Here is a 24209-nt window from a genome sequence, read left to right on the forward strand (position 1 = left end):
ATCGCGCCTCACAATTCAAGATTAGAATTCAAAATTCGCAATTAGCAACTCGTAATTCCCGATCTTTGGAAGAGGTCGGGTTCCGCGCGAGCTGCCGCGCGCCGTAGCGGACGTCCTGCCGCAGCACGTCCATCCAGGTGCGCAGGCGCACCCGCTCCTCCCGGCGGTGCGCCGCGCGCTGCAGCGTCCGACGAGCTTCGTCCAGCTCGCCAAAACGACGCAACGCTCGGCACGGGCCTCCCCTGGCCCTATCCCCTCCGCGGTGAGCTGCTCGACGCGCAGCTCCAGGTGGAGACGGATCTCCTCCTCCACCTCGCGCTCCTCCGCGCCCGGCCGCGGCCGGGCAGGTGCAGCAGTCGGCGGATCCCCGGGCGGATCATGGGTCCTCCTAGGCCCCCTGCGGGACGGTCAGGATCCCCGAGACGGTTTCCGCGTAGCGGAGAAATCGCGCCGTCTCTGTGGCCAGGTAATGCCTGCCTGCGGTCGTGATCTCGTAGTAACGCGCCCGCCGATTGTTCTCCGTAATCCCCCAGTCCGCCTTCACCAGCCCGCGCTCCTCCAGGCGGTAGAGGGCCTGATACAGAGCCGAGTCGCGGACCTCCAGCGCCCCGGCGGAGCGCCCTTCCAGCCAGCGGGTGATCTCGAAGCCATGCATCGGCCCCCACGAGAGCGCTTTCAGCACCAGGACGTCAAGCGTGCCTTTGACCAGCGACAAGGTGTCCGACATGCTTCCTCCAGAGTCTCCATTAAGAGTCTGAAAGGAAGATGTGCGCCGCGCATGCGGCGGGCAAGGTTCTTAGCTCTCACGGAGGGGTCGCGACGAGTCCCTTGCCTCACCCTGCGCGTCCCACGACCTTGCCTGCCGGAGCGTCGGCGTACCTGGAGGGGGCGAGCACCGAGGGAGACCATGGCGATCAAGCGGATGGACAACGTCGGCATCGTGGTCGAGGACCTGGACTCCACCATCGATTTCTTCACCGAGCTCGGTCTCGAGCTCGAGGGTCGCGGTCCCATCGAAGGGGAGTGGGCGGAAGGCGTGACCGGACTTCGCGGCATGCGGGTGGAGGTGGCGATGATGCGCACGCCGGACGGCCACAGCCGCCTCGAGCTGTCCCGGTTCCTCGCACCGACCGTGGTCGCGGACAACCGCAGAGCCCCGGTGAACGCGCTCGGCTACCTGCGGGTGATGTTCGCGGTGGACGATCTCGACGACACGCTCGCGCGACTCCGCAAGCACGGTGCGGGGGTCGTGGATCAAGTAGTCCGGTACGGAGACTCGTATCGGCTCTGCTACGTCCGGGGACCGGAAGGGATTCTCCTCGGGCTCGCCCAGGAGCTCGGGCAGGGGACTTAGGACCACCCCCTTGTGCCGATGCGGATCGATTGCGGGGATTTCGAGCTCCGCCCGTGGCAGGAGGGCGACCAGCCGCACCTCGTGCGGCACGCCAACGATCGCGAGATCTGGCGCAACCTCAGGGATCAGTTCCCGCACCCTTATACGGCGGCGGATGCGGACCGCTGGGTCCGCCAGGCAGCGCGACAGCAGCCGGTCACCGATTTCGCGATCGTGATCGACGGATATCCCGGCGGAGGGATCGGCGTGAAATTGCGCGCGGATGTCGAGCGCTGCTCAGCCGAGATCGGCTACTGGTTGGGCCAGACGTTCTGGGGTCGCGGCATCATGGCGTCCGCGGTGCGGGCGGTCACTCGTTATGCGATGCCGACCTTCCAACTCACCCGGCTGTATGCGGTATCCTTCGCCTACAACGTCCGATCGCACCGCGTGCTCGAGAAGGCCGGCTACTCGCACGAGGGCACGCTACGGCGCAGCGCCATCAAGGATGGGATCGTGGTCGACCAGCGCATGTACGGCATCACAGACCTCGATCTGGAGAGCGCGGGTCTTCCCTGATGGCCCCTGGGGCGAGCATCAGACAGCGTAGGCTTGTCTTCCTGGGCGCAGCGAAGGATCACACCGGGTGCCGGCCGCCGCGCTACGGGAGGGTGGCCCGGCGAGTAGCGGGATGTTGGAGCCGGACCTTTGGTCTCTAGAAGGAGGATGAAAAGATGTCGACGGTGGGAATTCGCTACATCATCGATGACGTGGCCGCGGCCAGGGACTTCTACACGTCCCTCTTCGGCTTCACCGTGGAGCGTGACTTCGCGCCGGCCTTCGCCTCCGTCGTGCGGGATGGCGTTCGCCTCCTGCTGAGCGGGGACGGAAGCTCGGGAAAACATCCGTTGCCGGACGGACGCCAGCAGGTTCCGGGCGGCTGGAATCGGGTGCACCTCGAGGTGGACGACCTCGCAGCCGAGATCGTGCGGCTGCGTGCGGCGGGAGTCACCTTCCGCATGGATGACGCCGTCTCCGGACCTGGCGGATCACAGATCATCGTCGAGGATCCGTCGGGAAATCCGGTCGAGCTCTTTCAGGGGCGACGGATGGACGAATCGAGCCCCGGCTGAACGCCTAGCAGGCCATCCGGGGTCGTCGGCAACTCTCAGGAGGCTCCTCATGATCGCTGACGCTGCGGCGCGGGACATCCTTGCTCGATCGCTGGCGTGGTCCGACGCACACGTCTCGTTCGAGCGGGCGGTGCGCGACATCCCCGTCCACCTCCGCGGCACCCGACCGCCGGGCTTGCCGCACTCCTGCTGGGAGCTCGTCGAGCACATCCGGCTCACCCAGCGGGACATCCTGGACTTTGCCATCGCCGAGGAGTACCACGAGGCGGAATGGCCCGCCGATTACTGGCCGCCCTCCCCCGAGCCACCCCACGCCGACGCCTGGGATCAGAGCATCGCAGCCGCGAAGGAAGATTGCGAAGCTCTGCAGCGACTCGCGCGCGATGCCGCAGTCGACCTCCTGGCGGTGACCCCTCACGGCACCGACCAGACCTACCTGCGCGAGATCCTTCTGGTATTGGATCACACCGCGTATCACGTGGGCCAACTGGTGCTGGTGCGGCGCGCACTCGGCGCCTGGGCAGAGTCGTGAGCCGACTCTGGCCCATCGTCCGTCGCGTCTGGATCGCCGCTGGCCTCACCGCCGCTGCCGGGTTCGTGCTCTGGAGCCTCGTGGCCTACCGGGCGAACGCCGAAGGCAGAGCGGCGGCGCGGCCGGACTCCACCGTTTCGGTCGAGCGCGCCGAGGGCATATGGCGCTTCCAGCCGAGAACCGTCCGGGAGTCCGCCGTACTCGTGTTCTTTCCGGGAGGCCTGGTCGATCCCCGAGCGTACGCCCCGCTCGCCCGCTCCGCGGCGCAGGGCGGCCACGAAGTGCTCGTGATCGAGCTTCCGCGCCGCGGCGCCTTCGGGGGCGCAGACTCACCGGAGCTGCACCAGCGTATCGCGCGAGCCCTGTCCTCGATCCACGAAGATCGCCCGGTCGTGGTCGGGGGCCATTCGCGCGGCGCTGTGGTGGCCTCCACCTACGCGGCGAACGCGCCGCGACTCGCCGGAGTGGTCCTGATCGGCACCTCGCACCCGAGGGATATGGACCTCAGCGGCCTCGCAGTACCGGTGACGAAGATCGTCGGCACGCGCGACGGGCTGGCGACTCCGGACGAGGTCGATCGGAACGCCCATCTGCTTCCCGCCCACACCCGCTGGGTATGGTTGGAAGGTGGTAACCATTCGCAGTTTGGCTGGTACGGCTTCCAGCCGATGGACAGGCGACCACGAATTGCGGCCGCTGAGCAACGCGCGGTCATGAACCGGGAGGTGCTCGATCTGCTGCACGCGGTCGGCCGAGCGACGCTTCGTGCGGAAAGCACAAGCAACCTCGAGGACGACAGTCACTGAGCCCGACGATCCACCCACCTGCGGCGGCGCGGAAGGTCCACCCCGGAACGGAAGGGTGATGGTATCGCGCGTCGACTCGGCCACGAGAACGCTTCGAGGGCTGTGAGCCGGCTCCGCCCTTGCGGAGGTCGCAGCCTCGCTCGTCTTTTGGTTCAGAGATCATCGGTAACCCCCAACCCGCCAAGACGTGTCCCCATTCTCTCATCGCGAGCGGTCCAACCGTGGGCTGAAGATTCTGACAGTGCTGCTGGCGATCGGCCTCCTGGCGACGCTCGGCTTGCTCTTCCAGACGCGCAGCCGGCTGGCGCAGGTCACGGCCACCGACGAGGCTCCGGACCAGCCGGCGGCGGTCGACTCGGCCCACGAGGCCGTCAGCTCCTCCGCCCCGGTCGCCGCGGAAAACTCGGTCGTCGCGGGAGACTCGGCCGCGGCACAGGAGCTCGCGCGGGCCGGCGCCGTCGCCGAGGCAGCCGCTACCTTCCCGGCTGCGGGGGCCGGCTCTCCGGTGCCTCCCACGGAAGGGTTCCTGCGGGCCGGTCGCCCGGGAGTCGACTACACGGCGGCGTACGTGGTCGACCGTGGTACCGGGCGCGTGCTCTACGAGTACAACGCCCATACTCCGGTGCCCACGGCGTCCATGGCGAAGATGATGACCAGCCTGATCGTCATGGAGGAGATCGAGGCCGGAAGGCTCTCGCTGGACGATTCGGTGACCATCTCGGCGCGCGCGGCCGGCATGGGCGGATCCCAGATCTACGCGGCCCACAACCAGATCTTCTCCGTGAGAACCCTGCTCGCGGCCACGATGATTCAGTCCGCGAATGACGCGGCGACGGCGCTGGCGGAGAAGGTCGCGGGGAGCAACGAAGCCTTCGCCGACCTGATGAATCGCCGCGCTCGGGAGCTCGGCCTGGAGGGAAGCACCTTCTACGATCCGCACGGCCTCCCGAACCCGGGTCAGGAGAACATGATGACGGCCCGCGACCTCGCCGTGGTCGGGAACGAGCTGCTGCGCTACCCGCTGATGCGTGAGTACGCGGCCACGCCCACCTTCCCTTTCGAGAACGCCACCTTCACCGCCGGGATGACCAACCCAAACTTCCTGTTGCGCCGGTACGAGGGTGCCTACGGGATCAAGACGGGCTACACGGTGTCGGCCGGGTTCTCGGTGACGGCGGCCGCACGGCGTGGAGACATGGACGTGATCGCGGTCGTCACTGGCGCGAAGACCTCGCGCGGCCCGCAGAGCTCGTTCGCCCTGGCCGGTCGACTGATGGACGAGGTGTTCCGCTCCTGGTCGACGGTCACTCCGATCCGTGCGGGGGATGAGGCGGGCGAAGTGCCGGTGCAGCGCGGGGCGACTCCCACGGTAGCGGCCCTGGCGGCGCGGGACGCGGCGGCGCTCGTGCCGCGTGGCCAGGCGACGGTGGATTGGACGCTCGAGCCGCGGGCCGTGGAGGCGCCCGTGGCAAAGGGGGACACGGTCGGTGACATCATCGTCCGCCAGGGGGAGGCGGAGGTGATGCGTGTCCCCGCGCTGGCCGCCGATTCGGTCGAGCGCCGGCCCTGGTGGAAGTTCTGGGGCGGTTGACGTGCGTCCTTGCGGATTGACCGAACCCCTCTCTCGCCTGACTCTCAGGTTCCTGCGATGCTGCTGAACGCCATCCGGTCACTATTCGGGTCGACCTCCAATGCCGGAACGGGGGAGGCGGAAGCGCCTCCTGCCGCCGACCCGCTGCACCTCGCCGCCTGCGTGTTGCTGCTGGACGTTGCGTACGCCGACGGCGAGTTCTCCCCCTCTGAGCGATCTCACCTGGAAGACGTCCTGGAGCGGCACTTCGGGCTTCCTCCGGAGGTCGGGCGCAGGTTGCTCGATCTGGCAGAGCGGGAACGGCAAAGCGCGGTGGACTACTTCCGCTTCACCTCCCAACTACAGCAGAGCTACGACCTGGGGCAGAAGATGGTGCTGGCCGAGATCATGTGGGGCGTGGTTCTCGCCGATGGAAAGATCGCGGACCACGAGCAGTACCTCGCCCGCAAGATCTCCAACCTGCTGAACCTCCCTCCGGCGTATCTGTCCGCCGCAAAGGCCGCAGCCGCGGGCGAACCGACCTGACGGGCGCTCCACGACCGTTCTCGCATGATCGGTCCGATCCTGCTGGTCGCCGCCCTCCTCGGGGCGATGCTCCTTCCCCACGCTCCCGGCCGTTTCGACCTCTCGGCGGCCACGATCTCTCTGCTTGCCCGGCTCCTGGCCTGGATGAGCCTGATTCTGACGCCGCTCGGCGTACTGTGGTGGATCGACAGGCGGCGCGATCGGCTGTGGTACTCGCTGACGCGGGCCGCGGTCGGGCTGCTCGCGTTGCTGACCGCGGCCGCTGCCGTTGCCGCGAATCAGGCTACACTGGGGATCGGGTTCGCCGTGGCCGTGCTGCTGCCTCTGTGGTCCAGCCGCCGGCGCAGGGACCCTGTATCCCCCGCACCTCGTGCGGCCGCCCGCTCGTTTCCATCATTGCTGGTGATCGCGCCCCTGCTGCTGGTCGCCTTCTCCGGTCTGGTGGTCCCCCGCACGGCGGCTTGGAGTCGTGACCGGGCCATCCGGCACAGCGAGCCCCTCATCGCGGAGATCGAAGCGTACCGCGCCCGTCAGGGGCACTACCCGGTCTCGCTTCAGTCGCTCCACGCCGATGTACCGACCGGCGTCGTGGGGATCGAGCGGTTCCTGTACGAACCCAACGGCGAGGCGTACAACCTCTTTTTCGTGCGACCCGCCGTGGAGCTCGATGCGCTGGAGGTGGTCATGTTCAACCCGCTCGACGAGCATCGATTCGCCTCACACGAGCTGGATCTGCTCCAGTACCACGGTGAGGAGCTGGACCTGCGGCGCGGAGACCGTAGGCGCACGGTCCTGTCGCAGCCTCACTGGGTCTCCATACTCTTCGATTGATCGGCGACCCTGCGCTCAAAGCCACACGAGCGAACACCACCCCGGGTCGATTCGCACACCCGCCCCGGGTGGTCTCCCGGAGGGCTCTCCCATGCAACCGACCTTCTTTCCGACCCCGGATGATTTTCGACGGTGGCTGGCCCAGCACCACGACTCCGCGAGAGAGCTGTGGGTCGGCTTCTATAAGAAGGGCTCGGGGCGACCCAGCATCACCTGGCCGGAATCGATCGACGAGGCCCTCTGTTTCGGGTGGATCGATGGGGTTCGGCGCTCCCTGGACGAGGAGAGCTACGTGATCCGCTTCACCCCGCGCCGCCAGGGGGGCCGCTGGAGCGCGATCAACACTCGACGCGCCGAAGAGCTCATCCGCGGCGGGCGAATGCAACCCGCTGGTCTGCGGGCTTTCGAGGCGCGCGATCCCGAGAAGCCGAGTGGCGGGCTGCGCGGTCGGAATCCGCCGGAGCTCACGCCCGAGCACGAGGCGCGCTTCAGGGCGAACCCGGAGGCCTGGAGCCACTTCGAAGCCCAGCCCCCCGGATACCGCAGGTTGGTGATCGGCTGGGTGATCGGCGCCAAGCAGGAAGCCACCCGGATCCGACGTCTCGAGACCCTCATCCAACATTCCGCGTCCGGGAAGCGCGTTCGCTTCATGTAGAGGTGGAGAAGGGCTTCGTGCCCGTCTCCGACGTCCCCGTCAGAAATCGACTCGCTCGGCCGTACACTGAACAGGATGACAACCAGCCAACCCGGGTTCGCCGTGATTCGGAAACCTCTCTCCGCGCCTTGCGGCGATCGTGGACGCATTGCCCTCGAGGCCGGGTATCAGGGTGCTGGAGATCGGATTTCGCTGGGGTCCGAGTATCTGAACGGATGAGCACTCTTCGTCCCACGCTCGGCGCGCCTTCAGCGCCAGCATTTCGCCTTCGGGAGAGCTCGGCAACCACCTGAGAAGCAAGGGGAGGCAGCATGGGAAAGCTGGTGGTGGGCACGTTCCTGACGATGGATGGCGTCATGCAGGCCCCCGGCGGTCCCACCGAGGACCGCGAGGGGGGCTTCCCCCACGGCGGCTGGCTGGTCCCCTACTTCGACGACAAGCTGGTGGAGATCATGAACGAGTGGACGAGCCGCGCAGGCGGCTTCGTCCTGGGCCGCAAGACCTACGAGATCTTCGCGAATTCCTGGCCGAAGTCCACCAATCCCGAGGACGTTGCCGGTGCGGCCCTCAACTCGCGGCCGAAGTTCGTCGCCTCCCGCACGCTCGAGCGGCTCGAGTGGAACAATTCCAGGCTCCTCCAGGGCGACGTCGCCGAGGCCGTGGCGAAGATCAAGGTCGAAGAAGGGGATGAGCTCCAGGTTCATGGCAGCGGAGATCTTCTCCAGACGCTGATCCGTCACGACCTCGTGGACACCTTCCGGCTCTGGTTCTTCCCGGTAGTGATCGGGGCAGGGAAGCGCCTCTTCGGCCAGGGAGCCATCCCCCGCAGCTTCCAGCTCGTGGAGACGCAGGCGACCACGACGGGCGCCGTCCTTCACGTCTATGAGCGGGTGGGAGACCTGCGGTACGGCGAGGTGGAGGTCGGTGAGGAAACGGTGGTTTTCGATGGGGAGACCTCGCCTGCTGCCTAGGGGACGAGGTAGTGTGCGGGATGAAGGGATTCGGCGGCCATCGTGGGCAACGACACGGAGGTGGCAATGCACCCGGATACACAGCGCTACAACGGTACCCAGGGCCCGGTGGAGCGGGCCATCTGCGAGCGGCTGGCGGAACACATCGACCGCCACCTTCCCGAGGCGGAGAACCGGGTCTGGCACGGGCATCCGGTCTGGTTCCTGGACGGTAACCCGATCGTCGGCTACAGCAAGCTCAAGGATTGCGTCCGACTGCTCTTCTGGAGCGGCCAGTCGTTCCAGGAGGAGGGCCTGGCGCCCGAAGGGACCTTCAAGGCCGCCGAGATCCGCTACACCGCGCCCGATCAGATCGACCCGGGGAAGCTGGAGCGGTGGCTGGCCGAAGGCCGCGCGGTCCAGTGGGACTACAAGAACATCGTCCGCCGCAAGGGTCGTCTGGAAAGGCTGGTGCCTGGCGCACCTCCAGGACACGCGGGCGATCATTCGGCAGCACCGGTGCGATAATCAGGAGGAGCGAGCAGATGAGCGTACAGAAGAACCCGACCACCGGCGTCGTCGTCGAGCTCTTCGGGCCGACGGTGGAGTACCTGACGTCACCCGATGACGAGCGCAGCGACTTCTGCGTAATGAAGGGAACGATTCCGCCGGGCGCAGTGGTGCCGCTCCACAGCCACGACGATACCGAGGACTTCCTCGTCGTGTCCGGGACGGTCGAAGCGCTCAGAAAGGTACGGGACGGCCATGAATGGGTGACGATCAAGACGGGTGATTTCGTCCACATCCCCGGCAACGCCCCTCACGCCTGGCGCAACAGCTCGGATAAACCGGTGGAGACCCTGATGGTCACCACCAAGAAGATGGGTCGGTTCTTCGCGGAGGTGGGCAGGTCGGCAGACGAAGCGTCAGGCCCTCCGACCATGGAGGATCTGGAACACTTCGCGGAAGTGTCTGCGAAATACGGGTACTGGAACGCAACCCCGCAGGAGAACCAGGCGGTCGGTATCCAGGCGAGCTTCTGAGTCGATGGCGATCGAAGTACGACCCGCCACCGACTTCGACGACGTTCGCCTCATACTGGGCCCCAAGCGGCCCGATGCGAACGTCTGCTGGTGTCTGAGCTATCGGCTCCCCTCGAAGGAGAACCGCGCGCTCATGGGACCGGCGCGGGGCGAGAAGGTGGCCGCCCTGATGCAGCGGGGTCCGATCGGCGTACTGGCATACGAGGGCGACGAGGTGGTGGGCTGGGCTGCCGTGGCCCCGCGCGCGGAGACCACCTTCGCCCGCAATCGCAAGATTCCCCACGTGGACGACCAGGAGGTGTGGTCGGTCTGGTGCATCCGCGTACGACCGGGGTTTCGACGGAGGGGGATCTCGCATGCCCTGCTCGAGGGCGCCGTTGAATTCGCCCGCTCCCAGGGGGCGCCGGCGATCGAGGGCTATCCGGTCGACAACCGGGGCGAGAAGGTCGACCTCACCATGGCCTACGTCGGAACCCGCGCCCTCTTCGAAAAAGCCGGATTCAAGAAGGTCGCCGATACCACCTCCGTGCTCGACGGCTTTCCGCGCGTGCTGATGCGGCGAGATCTCCGCTGAGACGCAGGCCGTGAGCGAGTCGCGGCTTCCAGGCGCGCTCAACCGCCCCTACCGAGCTTCCCGCCCCCCATCTCCTCGCCGCGCCCGAGCCGCGCTCCGTCCTGCGCCGATCGAGCCAATGCAAGCGTGCCGGCGGCGCAGGTCGCCCCGGCGAGCGCGAAGATCGGGACGAGGATGGGCAGGGCACCGCCCCCGACCGAGAGACCCAGCGGCAGCGCCAGCGCCAGCCCCCCTGCGGCTCCCCAAGCCGCGAATCGGGGCAGGGACATCTGATCGAAGCTGCGACGCCGCTCGACGATCCCCAGGATCAGCGAGAAGGTCACTCCGGCCAGGAAGCCGAGCAGCCCGAAGAAGAGCGGGAAGGGGACGTCGGCCGCGCCGAATCCGACGATGAACAGGAGGATCATGCCGGCTCCGAACCAGGCGGCCGCCCACGTCAAGCCGATCCCGATCGCACCTCGAACCCGCCTCAACCATCGATTCATCTGTCTCGCTCTCGATCGAAGTCGCTGCCCTATTCTTCCAGCATCGTCAGGACGTATCTATTTGTCAAGTACTTTACGATGCAAAGTCGGGCCTGGCGAGCACCAGCACCCAGCACGAGACCGGCCCGTAGGGGCGCCCCTACGGGCAGATACCGAGACCTCTTCCTGTTCTACGATCGAATTCAGGGGCCGTCCGCCTCACCCTCCGTCCGCCCCTAACACCATCACGGATCTCGCCGCCAGCAGGGCCTCTGCCAGCGAAGCATCGCCCTCGATCCGCATGCGCTGCCTCGCCTCGTCGGGCGGGAGGGCGTTGAACAGGAGCCGCCACGCGCAGTCGCCCTCCAGGGTCACGCTCGCGGAGGGCCGGGGCGCGGGGCCGCGCCAGAGGCGCCAACCCGCATCCTCGCGAACGAGTGACCAGGCACGCACTCCTTCGCCGGTCACCTGGATCACCAGAGCCGTCCCCGCCGGCGCTGGGACCTCACGGTAGGCATGGGGGAGAGCCCGCAAGGAGAGATCGAGCAGCGGGCCCAGCCATCGCCAGTCCAGCAGCCCCGGCGCGCCGACCGCGTCGCGGATCTGCATCTGATGATGCCAGCGCTCCGTGTACTCGCGTCCGATGTCCAGCCAGTTCTCTGATTCGGATTCTCCCGCCCAATCGACCGCAAAGAGGGACTGCTCGTGCGGCGGCAACACGGCCATCAGCTCGCACACGCGCGGTGCGGTGAAGGCGAGCAACTCCGTCAGCAGGCCCGGGCTGAAGCGTCGCGTGACCGCGACCCACTCCGAGTTGAGCCTGTTCAGGAAGGCCACGAGATCCTCGTAGCTCCGTAGCGGCTCGCCCGGCGTGAGCAGGTGCCTGTCGCGATACGCGGAAAGCTTGCGGAGGTCGCCGTCCAGCAGGTGGGCGACCACATCCCGAACGCGCCACGCGCGGGCGACCGTGGGACGATCCCAGTCCGCGGGCAGCAGGCGGCCGAGGAGGTCCTCCAGCTCCCGATAGAGCGGGGGAAAGAGGTCCGCTGTGTAAATCGGGAAGATCGGTTCCATGTCGCAAAGCTAGCGCGAGACCGCCGCCTCTCCAAACCAGCTTCAACAAAGACCTTCCTTGACACGGAACAATCCACCTTTTAGCGATCGCATCGGCCCCCGATCTGCCGCCAGGCACGCCCAGGCGGCTCCCGACTCCCACTCCCTTCGATGACGGCCCCGACCCCTTCCATCCCACCCCGCCCGACTTCCCGGTTCCTGCTTCCGCTGCTCTGCCTCCTCCCGGCCCTGACGCCCTCCCCGGGCAGCGCCCAGGAAGCCACGGTGCAGGGAATCATCATCGACGCGTCCACGACCCAGCCGCTGCTCGGCGCCAGGCACCCACCGGGCATTCATCGATGGGTCCGAGATCGTCGTCGCCGAACTTCTCGACGTTTTCCGGCGGGAGATCCGCGTGGCGGTGGCCACCTCCGATTGGCCCTTCCATCCCGATCTATCCGATCTCGAGGTCACCCTGCCGGGGAGCATGCCGTCCAACGTGGGGAACGGCTACGGGTACGTAGGTGGGGTGGCCGAGTGGACCATCCCGCTGCATCACTGCGAGATGCTCGAGCCTCGACCGGGAGGCGAGAGCTTCTGCGAGCACCGCTTCGATGCCCGGTCCGCTTCGGTTTCCGGTCGGGTGATCGTGACCCCCTGCAACGATCCCCTCAGCCTCTGGCCGGTTCGGCTCACGGAGAGGTTCGCCGGGGGTGGGGCAGTGATCCGGACGTGGGGCACCGGCTGGGAGGGAGAGTATCGCTTCGAGGGGATCGAGCCCGGCTCGGAGCTGGTCCTGGACCTCGGACCGGGAATGCCGGCCTACACCGTTCCACCACTCGCGCCGGGGGAGCATTTCCACGCAGAGGACATGTTCATGGAGAATCCATTCGTGCCTTGCCGGCCGTCGAGTCCGAACCAATAATGCATTGCCCTCCTGCTGCCCAACGGCCGCTCCGGGGCGCATCGACTCCGGTGTCGGGACGTTGCCGCTGAGATCGCAACCCTCCGCCCGGCCATCGCCGGGCTTGCCCGTCCTCCCTAGCCTTCAGGAGGTGGCGCCATGTTGCTCATCCGCGAGGTGATGTACTGCAAGCCGGGAAAGGTCCGGCCGCTGGTGGAGAAGTTCCTTGCCATGGCCCGCCTCGGCGAGCAGAAGGGGTGGGGTAAGATGCGGGTGATGACCGACGTCAGTGCGGAACGCTACTGGACGCTGGTCGCGGAGACGGAGGTCCCCAGCCTGCAAGCGTTCATGGAGATGGGGCAGTCCGAGCAGGAGATGAAGGAGTTCCAGGCGATCATGGAGGGGTACCACGACCTGGTCGATTCCGGCAGGCGAGAGATTTACACCATCGAAGGTTGAGAGCCGACCGCAGGCGACTCGCCACGCTCCCCCGATCTGCAGACGGATGTTTACAGCGCTGTTCCCGATCATCGCCACACCCGATATGGGGCGGGCGCTCCGCTTCTACCGCGACGCGCTGGATGGTCGTGTGATCTACGAGTTCTCGGCCCCCGATGGCACGCTCGCGTATGCCGGGCTCGAGATCGGCTCCTCGCATCTGGGGATAGGGCTGAACCCCGGCGAGGCAGGTGGGGATGGCCGCCCGATCAGCTTGTGGATCTACGCCGAGGATTGCGACGCCGCGGTGGAGCGCCTGCGCGTGGTGGGCACGCCGATCCTTCAGGAGCCCCGGGACGAGCCCTGGGGGGAGCGGGTCGCCCGGGTGCGCGATCCCGATGGGAACGAGATCGTCATCGGCCAGCAGGGCAGGGGAGAGCAGGCTCGCCCGAGCCTCGGCGCCAGCCTGATCTCCCCCGAGCCCGAGCGCTACATGCGCCAGGAGTACGAGCGGCGCTTCCTGCTCGCGCCCGGTGCGTCGTGGCGAGAGCTGGTGGAACCGTACTGCAAGCGCTTCGATGACATCTACCTGCGCCGCACGTACCTGCGGGTGAGGACGCTGACCGACTCGGCCACCGGACGGGAGTTCATCAAGCTCACCAAGAAGCTGACCACCCGCTCTCCCTACGTGCAGATGGTGGGCTCCATCCCCCTCTCCCCGATGGAGTACGAGTTCATCGCCGGGCTCGCCGGGGACCGTCTGATCAAACAGCGCTACTACCACTTCTTCGGCGCGAACGTCTTCTCGATTGACGTGTTCGAGGGAGAGCTCGAGGGCCTGGTGCTCTGCGAGGTGGAGGCCGGCGACCTGGAGGAGCTGATGCAGATCGAACTACCCGACTACATCGGGAAAGAGGTCACCGAGGACTCGTTCTTTACCGGAGGGCAGCTGTGCCGCGCCTCCCGTAGCGAGCTCCGCCGCAAACTCGACTCGATCCGGTCGCTCAGGCCATGAGGTAGCGTCGTCCCCCCGCCGATCCGATCGGCACTCTTCCTACCTTTCCTCAGCGAGGTTCACCATGTCTCCCACCCAGCAGGCGATGCTCGACCTCGACGCGGCGATCGCAGAAGCCAACGGCCGGTTCATGTCCTCCTTCGCCGCCAGGGATGCGGCTGCCATCGGCAGGCTCTACACTTCCGACGCCCAGGCCCTCCCACCCGGCGGCGATGTCGCCTATGGTCCAGACGCGATCGCGGCGGTATTTCGCGGCGCAATGGATGCCGGCGTCCGGAAGGTGCAGTTGAAGACGGTGGAGCTGAGCGGTCTTGGCCCGGTGGCCATCGAGGTCGGACGATACGTCGTGGAAGGGGACGCCGGGGCGGAGATCGATCACGGCAAGTACATCGTGATCTGGAAGCAGGACGGGGGCGCCTGGAAGATCCATCGGGATTTCTGGAACAGCAGCGAGCCACCCTCAGCCTAGCCGTCGAGGCCCTTCGGTCACACCCGGCGGATCTATTGTGTGGATCTATTATGAAGAAGCGAGGCATCAACGCCGAATGGCACCGTACCCACCGGATGCCGAAGACCCCCACGTTGGAGCAGCGCCTCGAGTGGCACCTGGAGCACCAGGAGAAGTGCGCCTGTCGAGAGCTGCCGGAATCCATCCGGAAGGCGCTCGCGCAACGTAGCGCCAGCCGCGAGCAAGGTGCTTGAGGCGAAGCGGGAGGGGATCTCTGGCGATCTCCTCCCGCTGCCTCTTCTCTAGCGCGGCCCTTCCTGGAAGATCTCGTTCAAGCGTCGCGCGAACCTCGGCCCGGTGCCGGTATCCTCGTGCATGAAGTAGACGAAGGCATCGGACCACTCCTGCGCCGCGATCCGCTCGAGCCAATCCTGCAGGTCCGCGTCCTCGTAGGCGTTCGCTCGTAGCCGCAGGTACCCCCATTCCGCTGTTCTCACCAGGGGCGTCGTTCCCTGCGCATCATCCTCCACACAGAGCGGACGGCGATGCTCGCGCAGGAGAGCGAACAGCTCGTCGTCGAACCAGGAAGGGTGGCGAAACCCGAACGCGACGCGTGCATCTTCCGGCACCTGCTCCAGAAAGGCCTCGAGACGGGGGAGGTCCTTCTTGAAGTTGGGAGGGAGCTGGAAGAGCACAGGACCCAGCCGTCCATTCAGGGACGCCGTGACCTCGAAGAACCGCTTGGTGGGTTCCTCCGCCTCGCGCAGCCGCTTGCGATGGGTGATCACCTGCGGCGCCTTGAAGGCGAAGGTGAACTCCTCGGGCACGGTCTCGGCCCACTGGCGCAGGGTCTCTTCGGTGGGAAGTCGATAGAAGGTGCTGTTGATCTCGACCGTGGAGAAGTGCTGCGCATAGAAGCTCAGCATGCCGGAAGCGGGGAGATCCGGCGGGTAGAAAGGGCCCTTCCACTCCTTGTAGGCGTACCCGCTCGTTCCTGCGTGCAGCCGCATGTCTGCCCCTGAGTATGGGAGTCCGACCCGCGCTACGATCGGGTAGACATCTAGCGACGTCGTCCCCGAGCAGCAAGCTCGCGCTACTCCCCCGTCGTCATCACTGCGGCGGTCTCCGGCCCACGATCACCGGCTGAAAGAACCGTCCGTCGACCCGGTGGACGTCCTCGAATCCAGACTCCCGCAGCAGCTGCATCAACCGGTCGATAGACACCGCGTAGTACATGGTGCGCATGACCCGGGTGCGGCATTCGGCGCCGCCGCCCCGATCCTCCACGAAGTACATCGCCAGGTCGTACAGGTCGCCCCTGAACTCCCATACCTGCAGCAGCACGTACCGCACTCCGTCCTCGGTGCGGACCCCGTAGGGCACGAGCTTCCTTCCCTCGCGCTCCGTGGTGGCGTAGTCGCGCACCGAGATCAGGCAGATCCCGCCGGGACTGAGGCAGCCCAGGAACTGGCGGAAAGCGCGCAGGATCTCCGCATCGGTCAGCAGGTGCGGGACCGAGTTGTCGGCCGAGAGCACGATGTCGAAGCCGCCTCCATGCCGCTCGAATGCGGCCCGCATGTCCGCCACGGACAGATCGATCGAAAGCCCACGGGCCGCCGCCTCCCGCCGCGCTCGCTCGACGGCACCGCGCGAGAGGTCGGAAGCGGTGACCAGGTAGCCGAGCTCCGCAAGGCCGAGGCTCTGCGTGCCGATCCCGCAGGAGACGTCCAGCAGACGGCGGGCGTGACCACCCGCTTCCTCACGGATGATCTCGTCCAGGGCACGCGCCTGGCGTGCGATGCTGGTCTCCCAGTGACCGTAGATCAGGTGATATAGTGGGGCCAGCTCGTCGTAGAAGGTGTCCACGGGACTCTCAGAGTTCGACTACCTGGCTACTCGCGCGGGGGCGAACGGCCCTCACGCGATCCCGAACGAACCACTGGGATGGACGTTGAACCAGCGGAGTGATGAGGTTGGGCCCCTGGAGATCTGGACCATCGGCCATTCTACCCGGTCCATGGAGGACTTCCTCGCGTTCCTGGAAGAGAACGGGATCGAGGCGGTCGCCGATGTGCGCCGGTTTCCTGGCTCGCGGGCCTACCCCCACTTCAACGCCGAGCCCCTGGCGCAGAGCCTGGCCGCGCGCGGAATCGAGTACCTCCCCTTCGGCGATCTCGGCGGACGGCGAAGGCCCGATCCCGGGTCGACCAATACCGTCTGGCGCCATCCCGCCTTTCGCGCCTACGCCGACTTCATGGAGACGCCCGAATTCCGAGCCGGCCTGACTCGCCTGCTGGCGGCCGCGCGAACGCGTCGGACGGCGATCATGTGTTCGGAGGCGGTGTGGTGGAGGTGTCACCGCGCGCTCATCGCGGATGCGCTCAAGGCCGGCGGCGCCCGCGTCCTGCACATCATGGACGTCGGCAAGGTGGTCGAGCACCCGTACACGGCGGCGGCGACCGTAGTCGACGGAAAGTTGCGCTACGGAGCCGCCCCGGCATGATACCCGCATGCCCGCCGCGCAGGCGCCGCGTCAATCCTCGCAGAGTTCCGCATGGACATTGCATTCGCGCCGGGCGCCACTCGAATTCACCAGCGCTTGATCATGGATGCACAGCGCCCCGCCGCAGTCAATGAGGCGAATGCCAGCGAAGGGGGTTGCGGCGCGCCGCCCGAGCCGTCGCGCTCCAACCAGGCCCCCGCCGGACTGACCCGCGAGTATCACACCGATCGCATCAGCGTCCTCTGGTTCGCGGAGCGCTGCATTCACAGCGGTGAGTGCATCCGCGCGCTCCCCCGCGTCTTCAATCCACGGCGCCGGCCGTGGGTCGATCTCACGCGCGCGGAGGCGGACGCGATCGCTGAAGCCGTGCTGCTCTGCCCGACCGGGGCGCTTCACTACGTCAGGCACGACGGCGGCGCTCAGGAGCCGGAGCCCGGGGCGGTGCAGGTTCGCGCGGTGCGCGATGGCCCTTACCTCGTGCAGGGCAGACTCGAAATCCACGGTGCCGACGGCGAGCTGATCCGCAGCGACACCCGCATGGCTCTCTGCCGCTGCGGCTGCTCCGCCCAAATGCCCTTCTGCGACAACACGCACCGCTCGATCGGCTTTCGGGAGCCGGGCCGGCGCGAATCGTGAGCATGATCGCGGAATCTTGCGGAATTACGGAATTACGAATTACGAATTACGAATTACGGAACGACGTTGAGCACCCACTGGCACGTTCGTAATGCGAAATTCCGGCCTGCAATTCGTAATTCGTAATTCGTAATCCGTATCGCCCCTGATTAAGAATTCAACAAAATTTTGCCGTTCCGCGCCCCTGCTGAAACTCGCTCCGTTGCCCTTCGTATCCTTCCCTTGTCGCTGCCGCTCGTCACCTGTCCAGAGAGGTCTCGATGGAGACACTGCCCGACATCCTCGCTCTGCTGATCCCCGTGCTGGCGCTGCTCATCGGCCTCGTCATCATCGCGGGGATCTTCCTGGTTCAACCGCTCGTGCGTGCGATCTCCCGGCTGGCGGAGGTTCGTCAGGGCGGAAGCGTGGAGGTGCTTCCAGCCGCAACCGCGCGTCTGGAAGAACGCGTCGCCATGCTCGAGTCGACCCTGGAGAAGGTGCTCGAGGAACGGGAATTCGAGCGTCAGCTCCGCGCGGGACAGCCGGCGACTCCAGCGGTCGCGCCCGGCCCCGAGGAGCTGCCCATTCAGCCCTCCTGAGGCACTGGCTTCCGCGCCGGGTCGGATCCGCAATGCCTTCATTGCCGCCCCTGCGGCCGGGTGCCATACTTTTGGAAGCTCCCTTCGCAGCGGCCGGCGTCTGAGGTGCCGCGTCGCTGCTCCCGCCTTCCCAGGAGACCGCCATGCGCGCGTATGTGCTGATCTCGGGGGTGATCTTCGCCGTCATCGTCATCGCTCACCTCGCGCGAATCGCCGCCGAATCGGCTGCGCTCGCCAGTGACTTCCATTTCATCCTCCTCACGGTCCTGGCGGCGGTGCTCGCGTTGTGGGCGGGTTGGCTCCTCTGGAGCGCTCGTAGACGGACCTGAACGCGCCGAATTTCGATGGAGCGGGTGCGTCTGGTCCACCTCCGCGGAACTCCGGTGCTGCGCGTCGACTACTCCGGCCTGCACGATCCGGCCGAGCTGCAGGGAGTCGCGCGGCACGCTCTCGCGCGGGTGCGGTCGCACGAGGGGGACCCCCTCCTCGTGCTTGCCGACCTCACTGACGTTCCCCACAACCTGGTCACCGCCGCGATCATGCAGCAGGGGGTCGCGGAGAGCCGCTCGCACGTCCGTGCGCGGGCGGTCGTAGGGCTCACCCCAGAGGCATCAGGCTCCTTCGACGTGGCCGCTAAGCTCTTCGGGAGCCCCATGGCCCGCTTCGACGACGAGGCGGCTGCGCTGGAGTGGCTGCTTCAGCACGCGCCCGGAAAGCAGGAGCTTTGATCGCGCTGCGCCCCGCGACACCGGCCGATCTCGGGCTGCTACGGCACTGGGACCAACAGCCCCATGTGGTGGCGGCTGCCCCGAACGACGACTGGGCGTGGGAGATCGAGCTCGGGAGGAACCCCGAGTGGCGCGAGCTTCTGATCGCGGAGCTCGACGGTCGACCCATCGGCTTCATCCAGATCATCGATCCTGCTCGCGAGGACAGCCACTACTGGGGTAAGGACGTCGCCGATGATCTCCGGGCGATCGACATCTGGATCGGCGAGGCCGACGACCTCGGGCGAGGCCTGGGCACGCGCATGATGGAGCTGGCGATTGAACGCTGCTTCTCGGCCCCGGAGGTGGCCGCCATCCTCATCGATCCGCTGCTGAGCAACACCCGCGCACATCGCTTCTACCAGCGCCTCGGTTTTCGACCCATCGGCGCGCGACGCTTCGGCGAGGACGACTGTCTCGTGCACCGTCTGTCACGGGAAGACTGGGCGCAAACCCACGGACTGTCGCCGTAGCTACAGCCACCAGATTAACCTCCTCCTCTAGCAATCGCCCGAACCCCCCCCTCGTCCTCACGTCAGGCGGCGCCCACCCCCTGCCAGTCCGACGATTCCGAACACCACGGGCGGCGAAAGCAAGCGCGTCCTGGCAGGCACGCTCGCGGGATCTCGCGCATTCGAAGCGGCATGGGGTTGAGCTTCGGGCCGAGTCTCCTATTTTGTCTGCCGGCTAAGCCACCCAACCAGCAACTTGCCAGCCCCGCAGACGTGGCCAAGCCGATGGTACGTGCTTTCGGACTCACCAAGTTCTACGGCGGGAAACGGGCCCTCGGCCCCGTCGACTTCGCGATCGAGCAGGGTGAAAGCATCGGCTTCCTGGGCCTGAATGGCGCCGGGAAGACGACGTTGCTGCGCATCATCGCCGGCGACCTCCGGCCGTCGGCGGGTTCCCTGCTGGTGAACGGAAGCGACGCGGTTCGCGATCCCTTCTCAGTGCGTCGCCTGGTAGGCTTTCTGCCCGAGCATCCCCCGGTTTATCCAGACATGCCGGTAAGGGAGTACCTGCGTTTTGCCGGCCGTCTCCGCGGCATGGACAACCATGAGCTCGAGCGCCGGATCGAAGAGGTGGAAGTACTCACCGATCTGGGCGACGTCGCCGACGAGCTGATTCGCCACCTCTCGCAGGGCTACCGGCAACGCGTGGGGCTGGCGCAGGCGATCATCCACGAGCCTCCCCTTCTCATCCTCGACGAGCCGGCCCACGATCTCGATCCCGCCCAGATCGTGGAGATGCGGACGCTTCTGAGATCGCTCAAGGACAGCCATACCATTCTCATTTCGAGCCATAATCTCCCGGAGATCAGCGAAACGTGCGACCGCCTCTTCGTGATCGACGGGGGCGAGATCGTGGCTACGGGCTCGGAGGCGGAGCTGTCGGCCCGACTGCTCGGCACGCAGCGAATCGAGGTGACGATCCGCTCCCCGGCGGGCGAGGGCGATGGGGAGGAGGCGTTCGCGCAGGTCGTTGCCTGTATCCGTCGTGTGGATGCGGTCCGCGAAGTGGAGCTGGGACGCGGGGAGGAAGGCCTGCGGATCACGATCGAATCGGACGAGGACCGCCGGCCGGAGATCTGCCGGGCGCTGGTCGAAGCCGGTTACGAGGTGATCGGCCTCGGTCGGAGCCGACGCAAGCTGGAAAGCGTATTCCTGGAGCTAGTGCAAGAAGGGAACGGTGCGCGCGATCACAGTCATTCTGCGGCGTGAGCTGGGGGCATACCTCAAATCACCCCTCGGGTACATCGTAGCATCGATCGTACTGCTGCTCGATGGACTCCTCTTCTACGCTGAAGCGCTCGGACCGGCGGCCGGTTCGCGACTGTCGGCTGAGGTTCTGAGCCGCTTCTTCTTCAACACGAGCGGTCTCATCGCGATCGCCGCGGTAGCCCTATCGGTTCGTCTGCTGGTCGACGAGCGGCAGGCTGGCAGCGTGGTACTGCTCAACACGTCTCCCGTGCGCGACCGGGACATCGTGATCGGGAAGTTCCTTTCCGCCTTCCTCTTCCTCGGCGCGATCACGGTGGCGAGCATCTACATGCCACTCCTTGTGCTGGTGAACGGAAAGGTTTCCTGGGGCCACGTCGCGGTGGGCTACCTGGGTGTGCTCCTCCTCGGGGCGGCGGTGTTGTCGATCGGGCTCTTCGCATCGTCGCTGTCGCGTAACCAGCTCCTGGCAGCCGCTCTGGGCGCAGCGCTGACCGGGCTGATGTTTCTCTTCTGGCCGCTCGCGCGCGTCGTCGACCCACCGATATCGCGGGTCTTTGCCGGTCTCGCCATACATGGCCGGCACTTCAGCGGCTTCGAGGTTGGCGCGCTGCACCTGCGAGATGTCGTCTATTACCTCTCCGTGCTCTACTTCTTCCTGCTGCTCTCGACGAAGACGCTGGAGGCGCGCAGATGGGCGTGACGCGGAGGGCACCGTGGTGGCTCACCTGGGTCCTGGCGGGTGGGCTCGTCGCCATCTACATCGGGGAGCGCATCCTCGCGACCCTCGCTCCCGGGCGCTTGCTCTTCTCGGGACTCGGCGTGCTGGCCGTGGTGGGCGCCACGGCGTGGCGAGCGATCTCCTGGCGAACAGCTGACGAAGAAGCGCGGCGAGTAGAGACGCTGTTGCTGCTCTCCTACGCCGGGTGCGTCGTCGCGCTGATCGGCTACGTCGCCTCCAGTGAGACGGGCCTGCGGTGGCTGGATTTCCTCTTCGCCGACGAAGCGGCCCGTGACCGCTTCCGGACCATCGTGTTGGTCCTGTGGACCATCCTTCTTGCGGCGAGCCTGCTATCCGCGCTGGGCGCTCAACTCGCGCTGGGCGCCCACCGTCATGCGCGCAGCGGCGCCACCGGAGTGGAGTCCCTTCGCGTCCGGGAAACGGCTGCCGCTGGTCTCACCGTCGCGCTGGCGGGGTCCTTCCTGCTCGTGCTCGGCTGGGTCGTCTCCCAGCGAGACAGGTCACTCGACCTGAGCTACTTCAGAACGGCGTCTCCGGGCGAGGCGACCACGGGTATGGTTTCCAGCCTCGACGAGCCGCTCGACGTGCTCCTCTTCTTCCCGGAGGTGAACCCGGTCAAGGACGAGGTCCTTGGCTACTTCCGTGCGCTGGCGAATGCCACCGGCCGGGTGCGGCTGGAAGAGTACGACCGCCTGGCTTCGCCGAGTGTGGCAGAGGAGCATCACGTCACCGAAGACGGCACGATCGTGCTGACGCGGGGCGACCAGTCGCAGCAGCTGGTGGTCGGGGCTGAGCTGGACAGCGCGCGCATCCGTCTGCGTAGCCTGGATCGCGAGGTCCAGACCATCCTCTACCCGCTTCTCCGCGAGCGACGGACCGTCTATTTCACCACCGGTCATGGGGAGCTGAACGACCCTGAGTCGGCGGGTCCCCTCGGGGGCAGGGGCCTCGGTGGGGTGACGCTGTTTCAGCAGCTCCTCGGCTACCTGAACTACGACATTCGCGAACTGGGGTTGACCAACGGCCTGAGCGTCGACGTCCCCTCGGACGCGGCAATGGTGGTCGTGCTCGGCCCGCAGCGTCGCTTCCTCGAAGGCGAGATGGCGGCTCTCGACCGGTATCTGGCTCGTGGCGGGTCGCTGCTGCTGGCCCTCGATCCGGAGAGCGAATTCGACACCAGCGGGCTCGAGCAGCGGCTCGGGGTCCGGTACGTTCCGGTGCCCTTGGCGGACGATCGGCAGTACGTGCGTCGGCGAGGGGATCTGTCCGATCGCCGCCTGATCGTAACAGACCGCTTTTCCTCCCACGAAGCCGTAACGGCCGTAAGCCACGCGGGGATGGGCGCGGGAATTCTCCTCGTGGGGCCCGGCTATCTCGAACCGGTCGAGGGATCAGACGCGTCTCCGCTCTTCCTCGTGCGCTCCCTTCCCAGCACCTTCGCGGACCTCGACCGTAACTATCAATTCGACAAGGACGAGGTCCGGGATGCCTACAATCTCGCCGCCGCTGTCGAGGCGGACATCGGGAACGGGACGGGTGCCTCGGCCGAGGGCGAACCCGAACAGCAAATGCGTGCCCTCGTCTTCGCGAGCTCGGCGATGTTCTCCGATGCGGTGCTCTCGAGCCTGGGCCTCAACGCGGCGCTGGCCGCCGAGGCAGTCAAGTGGCTGGGAGGCGAAGAGGCCTTCACCGGTGTCACCGAATCAGAAGAAGACGTGCCGATCGTGCACACGAAAGCCGAAGACGTCGGCTGGTTCTACGCGACCATCCTGGGAGCGCCAGGCCTCGTGCTGGTTCTCGGCTTGACCGGCGTATTCCGCCATCGTCGTCGACGGAGCAGGTCATGAAGCTTGCCGCGATTCACGCCCTTCTGCTGCTGGCCACCCTCGGCTTTGCGTACCAGACCTGGACGCGTGACAAGACGGGTCCGGTCACCCCCGGTTCCGTGCTCATCTGGGACACCGATGTCGATGACATCGTCGCCATCGCCTACGAGTCGGATGAGCAAGAAGTATCGATCGAGCGCCGCGAGGACGAGACGGGCACCTATTTCTGGGGGACCGTGACGCATCCGGCGAGAGAGACGCCACCTTCTGATACCGCGGGCGATAGCGTGGCAGCGGATAGCGAGAGCGCTACTCCGGATGGCGACAGCGCCGCGCCGGACACGATGCCAGCGGCTCCGACGGTGATCGAGTTCGTGGTGGGCCAGGAAGGAGACGTCCTGTTGGACGAGGCGGCCGACCCGCGGGCGCTGCGCGACCTCGGCACGGTCGACGAGCAACGGTTGAGCGAGTATGGGCTCGCCGACTCGACGGCGAAGATCGTCGTGCGGACTGAGGATGCGACCCGCGAGCTCGAGGTGGGCGGGACGGCCTGGGGGGTTAACGATCGGTACGTCCGCGACCGCGAGACGGGCCGAATCTATGTGCTCCCCGCTGCATTCCTCCGCAGACTGGAAAGGGCGGAGTACCTGCTGCCGGAGCGACGTCTCCACCTCTTCGACGACGCTTCCATCCGGCGGGTGGTCGTACGGACCGGGGAAGCCGAGCGCGTCATGCATAGGGCCGATGGCGCACAGCCAGGTACCGCGATCTGGACGCAACCCGAGGAGCCCGACGAACCGGACCAGACATTTGCCAATTTCATGGACCGGTTGGACCGGATCTGGGCCAGTGAGTATGTACCCGATCTCGATCCCCGGACGCTCACCAGCGTGGTCCGGATCGACTACTTCGATGCGAGCGACCGGCCGCTGGGGCATGTCGAGCTCTTCCGGGGGAACGAGGAGGGTGAGGGAGTGCAGTACTACGCGCGGACCGAGCTTACGCGCGTGCTCACCCGGGTCAACGCGAGTCTCGGCGAGCAGCTCGACGCCGATGTGAGCCAGCTCTTCTGATCCGGCAGCGGTCTATCCAGGGCTCGTCGCTCGCGCATCGTCCCTCCTTCGCCCCTTCACTTGTTCACCTG

The 24209-nt window shown here is 66.6% G+C and carries 34 protein-coding genes; 28 read left to right on the forward strand and 6 right to left on the reverse strand.

The features are described 5' to 3' along the window. Nucleotides 1–28: 28 nt before the first annotated feature. Nucleotides 29–223, reverse strand: a complete 195-nt coding sequence (locus tag VF167_06995; protein ID HEX6925159.1) for a hypothetical protein — start codon at nucleotides 221–223, stop codon at nucleotides 29–31. Nucleotides 224–388: 165 nt separating this feature from the next. Further along, entirely contained in the window at nucleotides 389–727 is a 339-nt protein-coding gene (locus VF167_07000) for a PadR family transcriptional regulator (protein HEX6925160.1), read from the reverse strand. Between the two features lie 180 nt (nucleotides 728–907). Between VF167_07000 and VF167_07005 the strand changes: the two genes are divergently transcribed. The 13 genes from VF167_07005 to VF167_07065 all read left to right on the forward strand — a co-directional run bounded on the left by VF167_07005 (nucleotide 908) and on the right by VF167_07065 (nucleotide 9973). Further along, nucleotides 908–1354 (forward strand): VOC family protein, encoded by a 447-nt coding sequence (locus VF167_07005; GenBank protein HEX6925161.1) that lies wholly within the window; start codon nucleotides 908–910, stop codon nucleotides 1352–1354. Between the two features lie 18 nt (nucleotides 1355–1372). Then, nucleotides 1373–1912 carry a GNAT family protein gene (locus VF167_07010; protein ID HEX6925162.1) on the forward strand — a complete coding sequence of 180 codons (540 nt, stop codon included), beginning with the start codon at nucleotides 1373–1375 and terminating at the stop codon, nucleotides 1910–1912. A 155-nt stretch (nucleotides 1913–2067) separates the two neighbouring features. Next, nucleotides 2068–2466 carry a VOC family protein gene (locus VF167_07015; GenBank protein ID HEX6925163.1) on the forward strand — a complete coding sequence of 133 codons (399 nt, stop codon included), beginning with the start codon at nucleotides 2068–2070 and terminating at the stop codon, nucleotides 2464–2466. A gap of 49 nt (nucleotides 2467–2515) precedes the next feature. After that, nucleotides 2516–2998: a DinB family protein gene (locus VF167_07020; GenBank protein ID HEX6925164.1), complete on the forward strand. Its 483-nt coding sequence runs from the start codon at nucleotides 2516–2518 to the stop codon at nucleotides 2996–2998. Continuing rightward, on the forward strand, nucleotides 2995–3804 hold the full coding sequence (locus VF167_07025) for an alpha/beta fold hydrolase (GenBank protein HEX6925165.1): 810 nt from the start codon (nucleotides 2995–2997) through the stop codon (nucleotides 3802–3804). Before VF167_07020 ends, VF167_07025 begins: the two co-directional genes overlap by 4 nt. A gap of 187 nt (nucleotides 3805–3991) precedes the next feature. Continuing rightward, nucleotides 3992–5395, forward strand: coding sequence for a D-alanyl-D-alanine carboxypeptidase family protein (locus VF167_07030; GenBank protein ID HEX6925166.1), 1404 nt, complete (start codon nucleotides 3992–3994; stop codon nucleotides 5393–5395). Between the two features lie 57 nt (nucleotides 5396–5452). After that, nucleotides 5453–5920 (forward strand): TerB family tellurite resistance protein, encoded by a 468-nt coding sequence (locus tag VF167_07035; protein HEX6925167.1) that lies wholly within the window; start codon nucleotides 5453–5455, stop codon nucleotides 5918–5920. 24 nt (nucleotides 5921–5944) lie between these two features. Then, complete coding sequence (locus VF167_07040) at nucleotides 5945–6751, forward strand: hypothetical protein (protein HEX6925168.1); 807 nt, start codon at nucleotides 5945–5947, stop codon at nucleotides 6749–6751. 91 nt (nucleotides 6752–6842) lie between these two features. Continuing rightward, a complete protein-coding gene (locus VF167_07045; protein ID HEX6925169.1) occupies nucleotides 6843–7406 on the forward strand; it encodes a YdeI/OmpD-associated family protein in 564 nt (187 codons plus the stop codon). A gap of 311 nt (nucleotides 7407–7717) precedes the next feature. Then, complete coding sequence (locus tag VF167_07050) at nucleotides 7718–8377, forward strand: dihydrofolate reductase family protein (protein HEX6925170.1); 660 nt, start codon at nucleotides 7718–7720, stop codon at nucleotides 8375–8377. A 66-nt stretch (nucleotides 8378–8443) separates the two neighbouring features. Then, nucleotides 8444–8884: a DUF1801 domain-containing protein gene (locus VF167_07055; GenBank protein HEX6925171.1), complete on the forward strand. Its 441-nt coding sequence runs from the start codon at nucleotides 8444–8446 to the stop codon at nucleotides 8882–8884. A gap of 17 nt (nucleotides 8885–8901) precedes the next feature. Continuing rightward, nucleotides 8902–9399: a cupin domain-containing protein gene (locus tag VF167_07060; GenBank protein HEX6925172.1), complete on the forward strand. Its 498-nt coding sequence runs from the start codon at nucleotides 8902–8904 to the stop codon at nucleotides 9397–9399. A 4-nt stretch (nucleotides 9400–9403) separates the two neighbouring features. Continuing rightward, on the forward strand, nucleotides 9404–9973 hold the full coding sequence (locus tag VF167_07065) for a GNAT family N-acetyltransferase (protein ID HEX6925173.1): 570 nt from the start codon (nucleotides 9404–9406) through the stop codon (nucleotides 9971–9973). 38 nt (nucleotides 9974–10011) lie between these two features. Here VF167_07065 and VF167_07070 read toward each other — a convergent pair whose 3' ends face one another. Beyond that, nucleotides 10012–10458, reverse strand: a complete 447-nt coding sequence (locus VF167_07070) for a hypothetical protein (protein HEX6925174.1) — start codon at nucleotides 10456–10458, stop codon at nucleotides 10012–10014. 198 nt (nucleotides 10459–10656) lie between these two features. Then, on the reverse strand, nucleotides 10657–11511 hold the full coding sequence (locus VF167_07075) for a maleylpyruvate isomerase N-terminal domain-containing protein (GenBank protein ID HEX6925175.1): 855 nt from the start codon (nucleotides 11509–11511) through the stop codon (nucleotides 10657–10659). 394 nt (nucleotides 11512–11905) lie between these two features. Between VF167_07075 and VF167_07080 the strand changes: the two genes are divergently transcribed. The 5 genes from VF167_07080 (at nucleotide 11906) to VF167_07100 (ending at nucleotide 14549) form a co-directional block, all read left to right on the forward strand. Continuing rightward, nucleotides 11906–12415, forward strand: coding sequence for a hypothetical protein (locus tag VF167_07080; protein ID HEX6925176.1), 510 nt, complete (start codon nucleotides 11906–11908; stop codon nucleotides 12413–12415). 138 nt (nucleotides 12416–12553) lie between these two features. Then, nucleotides 12554–12853 (forward strand): hypothetical protein, encoded by a 300-nt coding sequence (locus VF167_07085; GenBank protein HEX6925177.1) that lies wholly within the window; start codon nucleotides 12554–12556, stop codon nucleotides 12851–12853. A gap of 46 nt (nucleotides 12854–12899) precedes the next feature. Then, a complete protein-coding gene (locus VF167_07090; GenBank protein ID HEX6925178.1) occupies nucleotides 12900–13847 on the forward strand; it encodes a VOC family protein in 948 nt (315 codons plus the stop codon). A 64-nt stretch (nucleotides 13848–13911) separates the two neighbouring features. Then, complete coding sequence (locus VF167_07095; GenBank protein HEX6925179.1) at nucleotides 13912–14316, forward strand: nuclear transport factor 2 family protein; 405 nt, start codon at nucleotides 13912–13914, stop codon at nucleotides 14314–14316. Between the two features lie 50 nt (nucleotides 14317–14366). Next, a complete protein-coding gene (locus tag VF167_07100) occupies nucleotides 14367–14549 on the forward strand; it encodes a hypothetical protein (protein ID HEX6925180.1) in 183 nt (60 codons plus the stop codon). A 48-nt stretch (nucleotides 14550–14597) separates the two neighbouring features. Here VF167_07100 and VF167_07105 read toward each other — a convergent pair whose 3' ends face one another. Further along, a complete protein-coding gene (locus VF167_07105; GenBank protein HEX6925181.1) occupies nucleotides 14598–15305 on the reverse strand; it encodes a DUF72 domain-containing protein in 708 nt (235 codons plus the stop codon). A gap of 100 nt (nucleotides 15306–15405) precedes the next feature. Next, complete coding sequence (locus tag VF167_07110) at nucleotides 15406–16161, reverse strand: methyltransferase domain-containing protein (protein ID HEX6925182.1); 756 nt, start codon at nucleotides 16159–16161, stop codon at nucleotides 15406–15408. Here VF167_07110 and VF167_07115 point away from each other — a divergent pair. The 10 genes from VF167_07115 to VF167_07160 all read left to right on the forward strand — a co-directional run bounded on the left by VF167_07115 (nucleotide 16154) and on the right by VF167_07160 (nucleotide 24138). Next, nucleotides 16154–16798, forward strand: coding sequence for a DUF488 domain-containing protein (locus VF167_07115; protein HEX6925183.1), 645 nt, complete (start codon nucleotides 16154–16156; stop codon nucleotides 16796–16798). The genes VF167_07110 and VF167_07115 overlap by 8 nt on opposite strands. A 51-nt stretch (nucleotides 16799–16849) precedes the next feature. Further along, on the forward strand, nucleotides 16850–17434 hold the full coding sequence (locus VF167_07120) for a (4Fe-4S)-binding protein (protein ID HEX6925184.1): 585 nt from the start codon (nucleotides 16850–16852) through the stop codon (nucleotides 17432–17434). A gap of 260 nt (nucleotides 17435–17694) precedes the next feature. After that, nucleotides 17695–18012 (forward strand): hypothetical protein, encoded by a 318-nt coding sequence (locus VF167_07125; protein ID HEX6925185.1) that lies wholly within the window; start codon nucleotides 17695–17697, stop codon nucleotides 18010–18012. A 143-nt stretch (nucleotides 18013–18155) separates the two neighbouring features. After that, nucleotides 18156–18341, forward strand: coding sequence for a hypothetical protein (locus VF167_07130; protein HEX6925186.1), 186 nt, complete (start codon nucleotides 18156–18158; stop codon nucleotides 18339–18341). A gap of 15 nt (nucleotides 18342–18356) precedes the next feature. Beyond that, nucleotides 18357–18740: a hypothetical protein gene (locus VF167_07135; protein ID HEX6925187.1), complete on the forward strand. Its 384-nt coding sequence runs from the start codon at nucleotides 18357–18359 to the stop codon at nucleotides 18738–18740. Continuing rightward, a complete protein-coding gene (locus VF167_07140; GenBank protein HEX6925188.1) occupies nucleotides 18737–19252 on the forward strand; it encodes a GNAT family N-acetyltransferase in 516 nt (171 codons plus the stop codon). Before VF167_07135 ends, VF167_07140 begins: the two co-directional genes overlap by 4 nt. 252 nt (nucleotides 19253–19504) lie before the next feature. Further along, complete coding sequence (locus VF167_07145) at nucleotides 19505–20500, forward strand: ABC transporter ATP-binding protein (protein ID HEX6925189.1); 996 nt, start codon at nucleotides 19505–19507, stop codon at nucleotides 20498–20500. Continuing rightward, nucleotides 20469–21200 carry an ABC transporter permease gene (locus VF167_07150; GenBank protein ID HEX6925190.1) on the forward strand — a complete coding sequence of 244 codons (732 nt, stop codon included), beginning with the start codon at nucleotides 20469–20471 and terminating at the stop codon, nucleotides 21198–21200. The genes VF167_07145 and VF167_07150 overlap by 32 nt, the downstream gene beginning before the upstream one ends. After that, nucleotides 21191–23086: a Gldg family protein gene (locus VF167_07155; protein ID HEX6925191.1), complete on the forward strand. Its 1896-nt coding sequence runs from the start codon at nucleotides 21191–21193 to the stop codon at nucleotides 23084–23086. Before VF167_07150 ends, VF167_07155 begins: the two co-directional genes overlap by 10 nt. Beyond that, on the forward strand, nucleotides 23083–24138 hold the full coding sequence (locus tag VF167_07160) for a DUF4340 domain-containing protein (GenBank protein ID HEX6925192.1): 1056 nt from the start codon (nucleotides 23083–23085) through the stop codon (nucleotides 24136–24138). The genes VF167_07155 and VF167_07160 overlap by 4 nt, the downstream gene beginning before the upstream one ends. Nucleotides 24139–24209 lie beyond the last annotated feature (71 nt).

The organism is Longimicrobiaceae bacterium, assembly GCA_036375715.1.
GTDB lineage: Bacteria > Gemmatimonadota > Gemmatimonadetes > Longimicrobiales > Longimicrobiaceae > DASVBS01.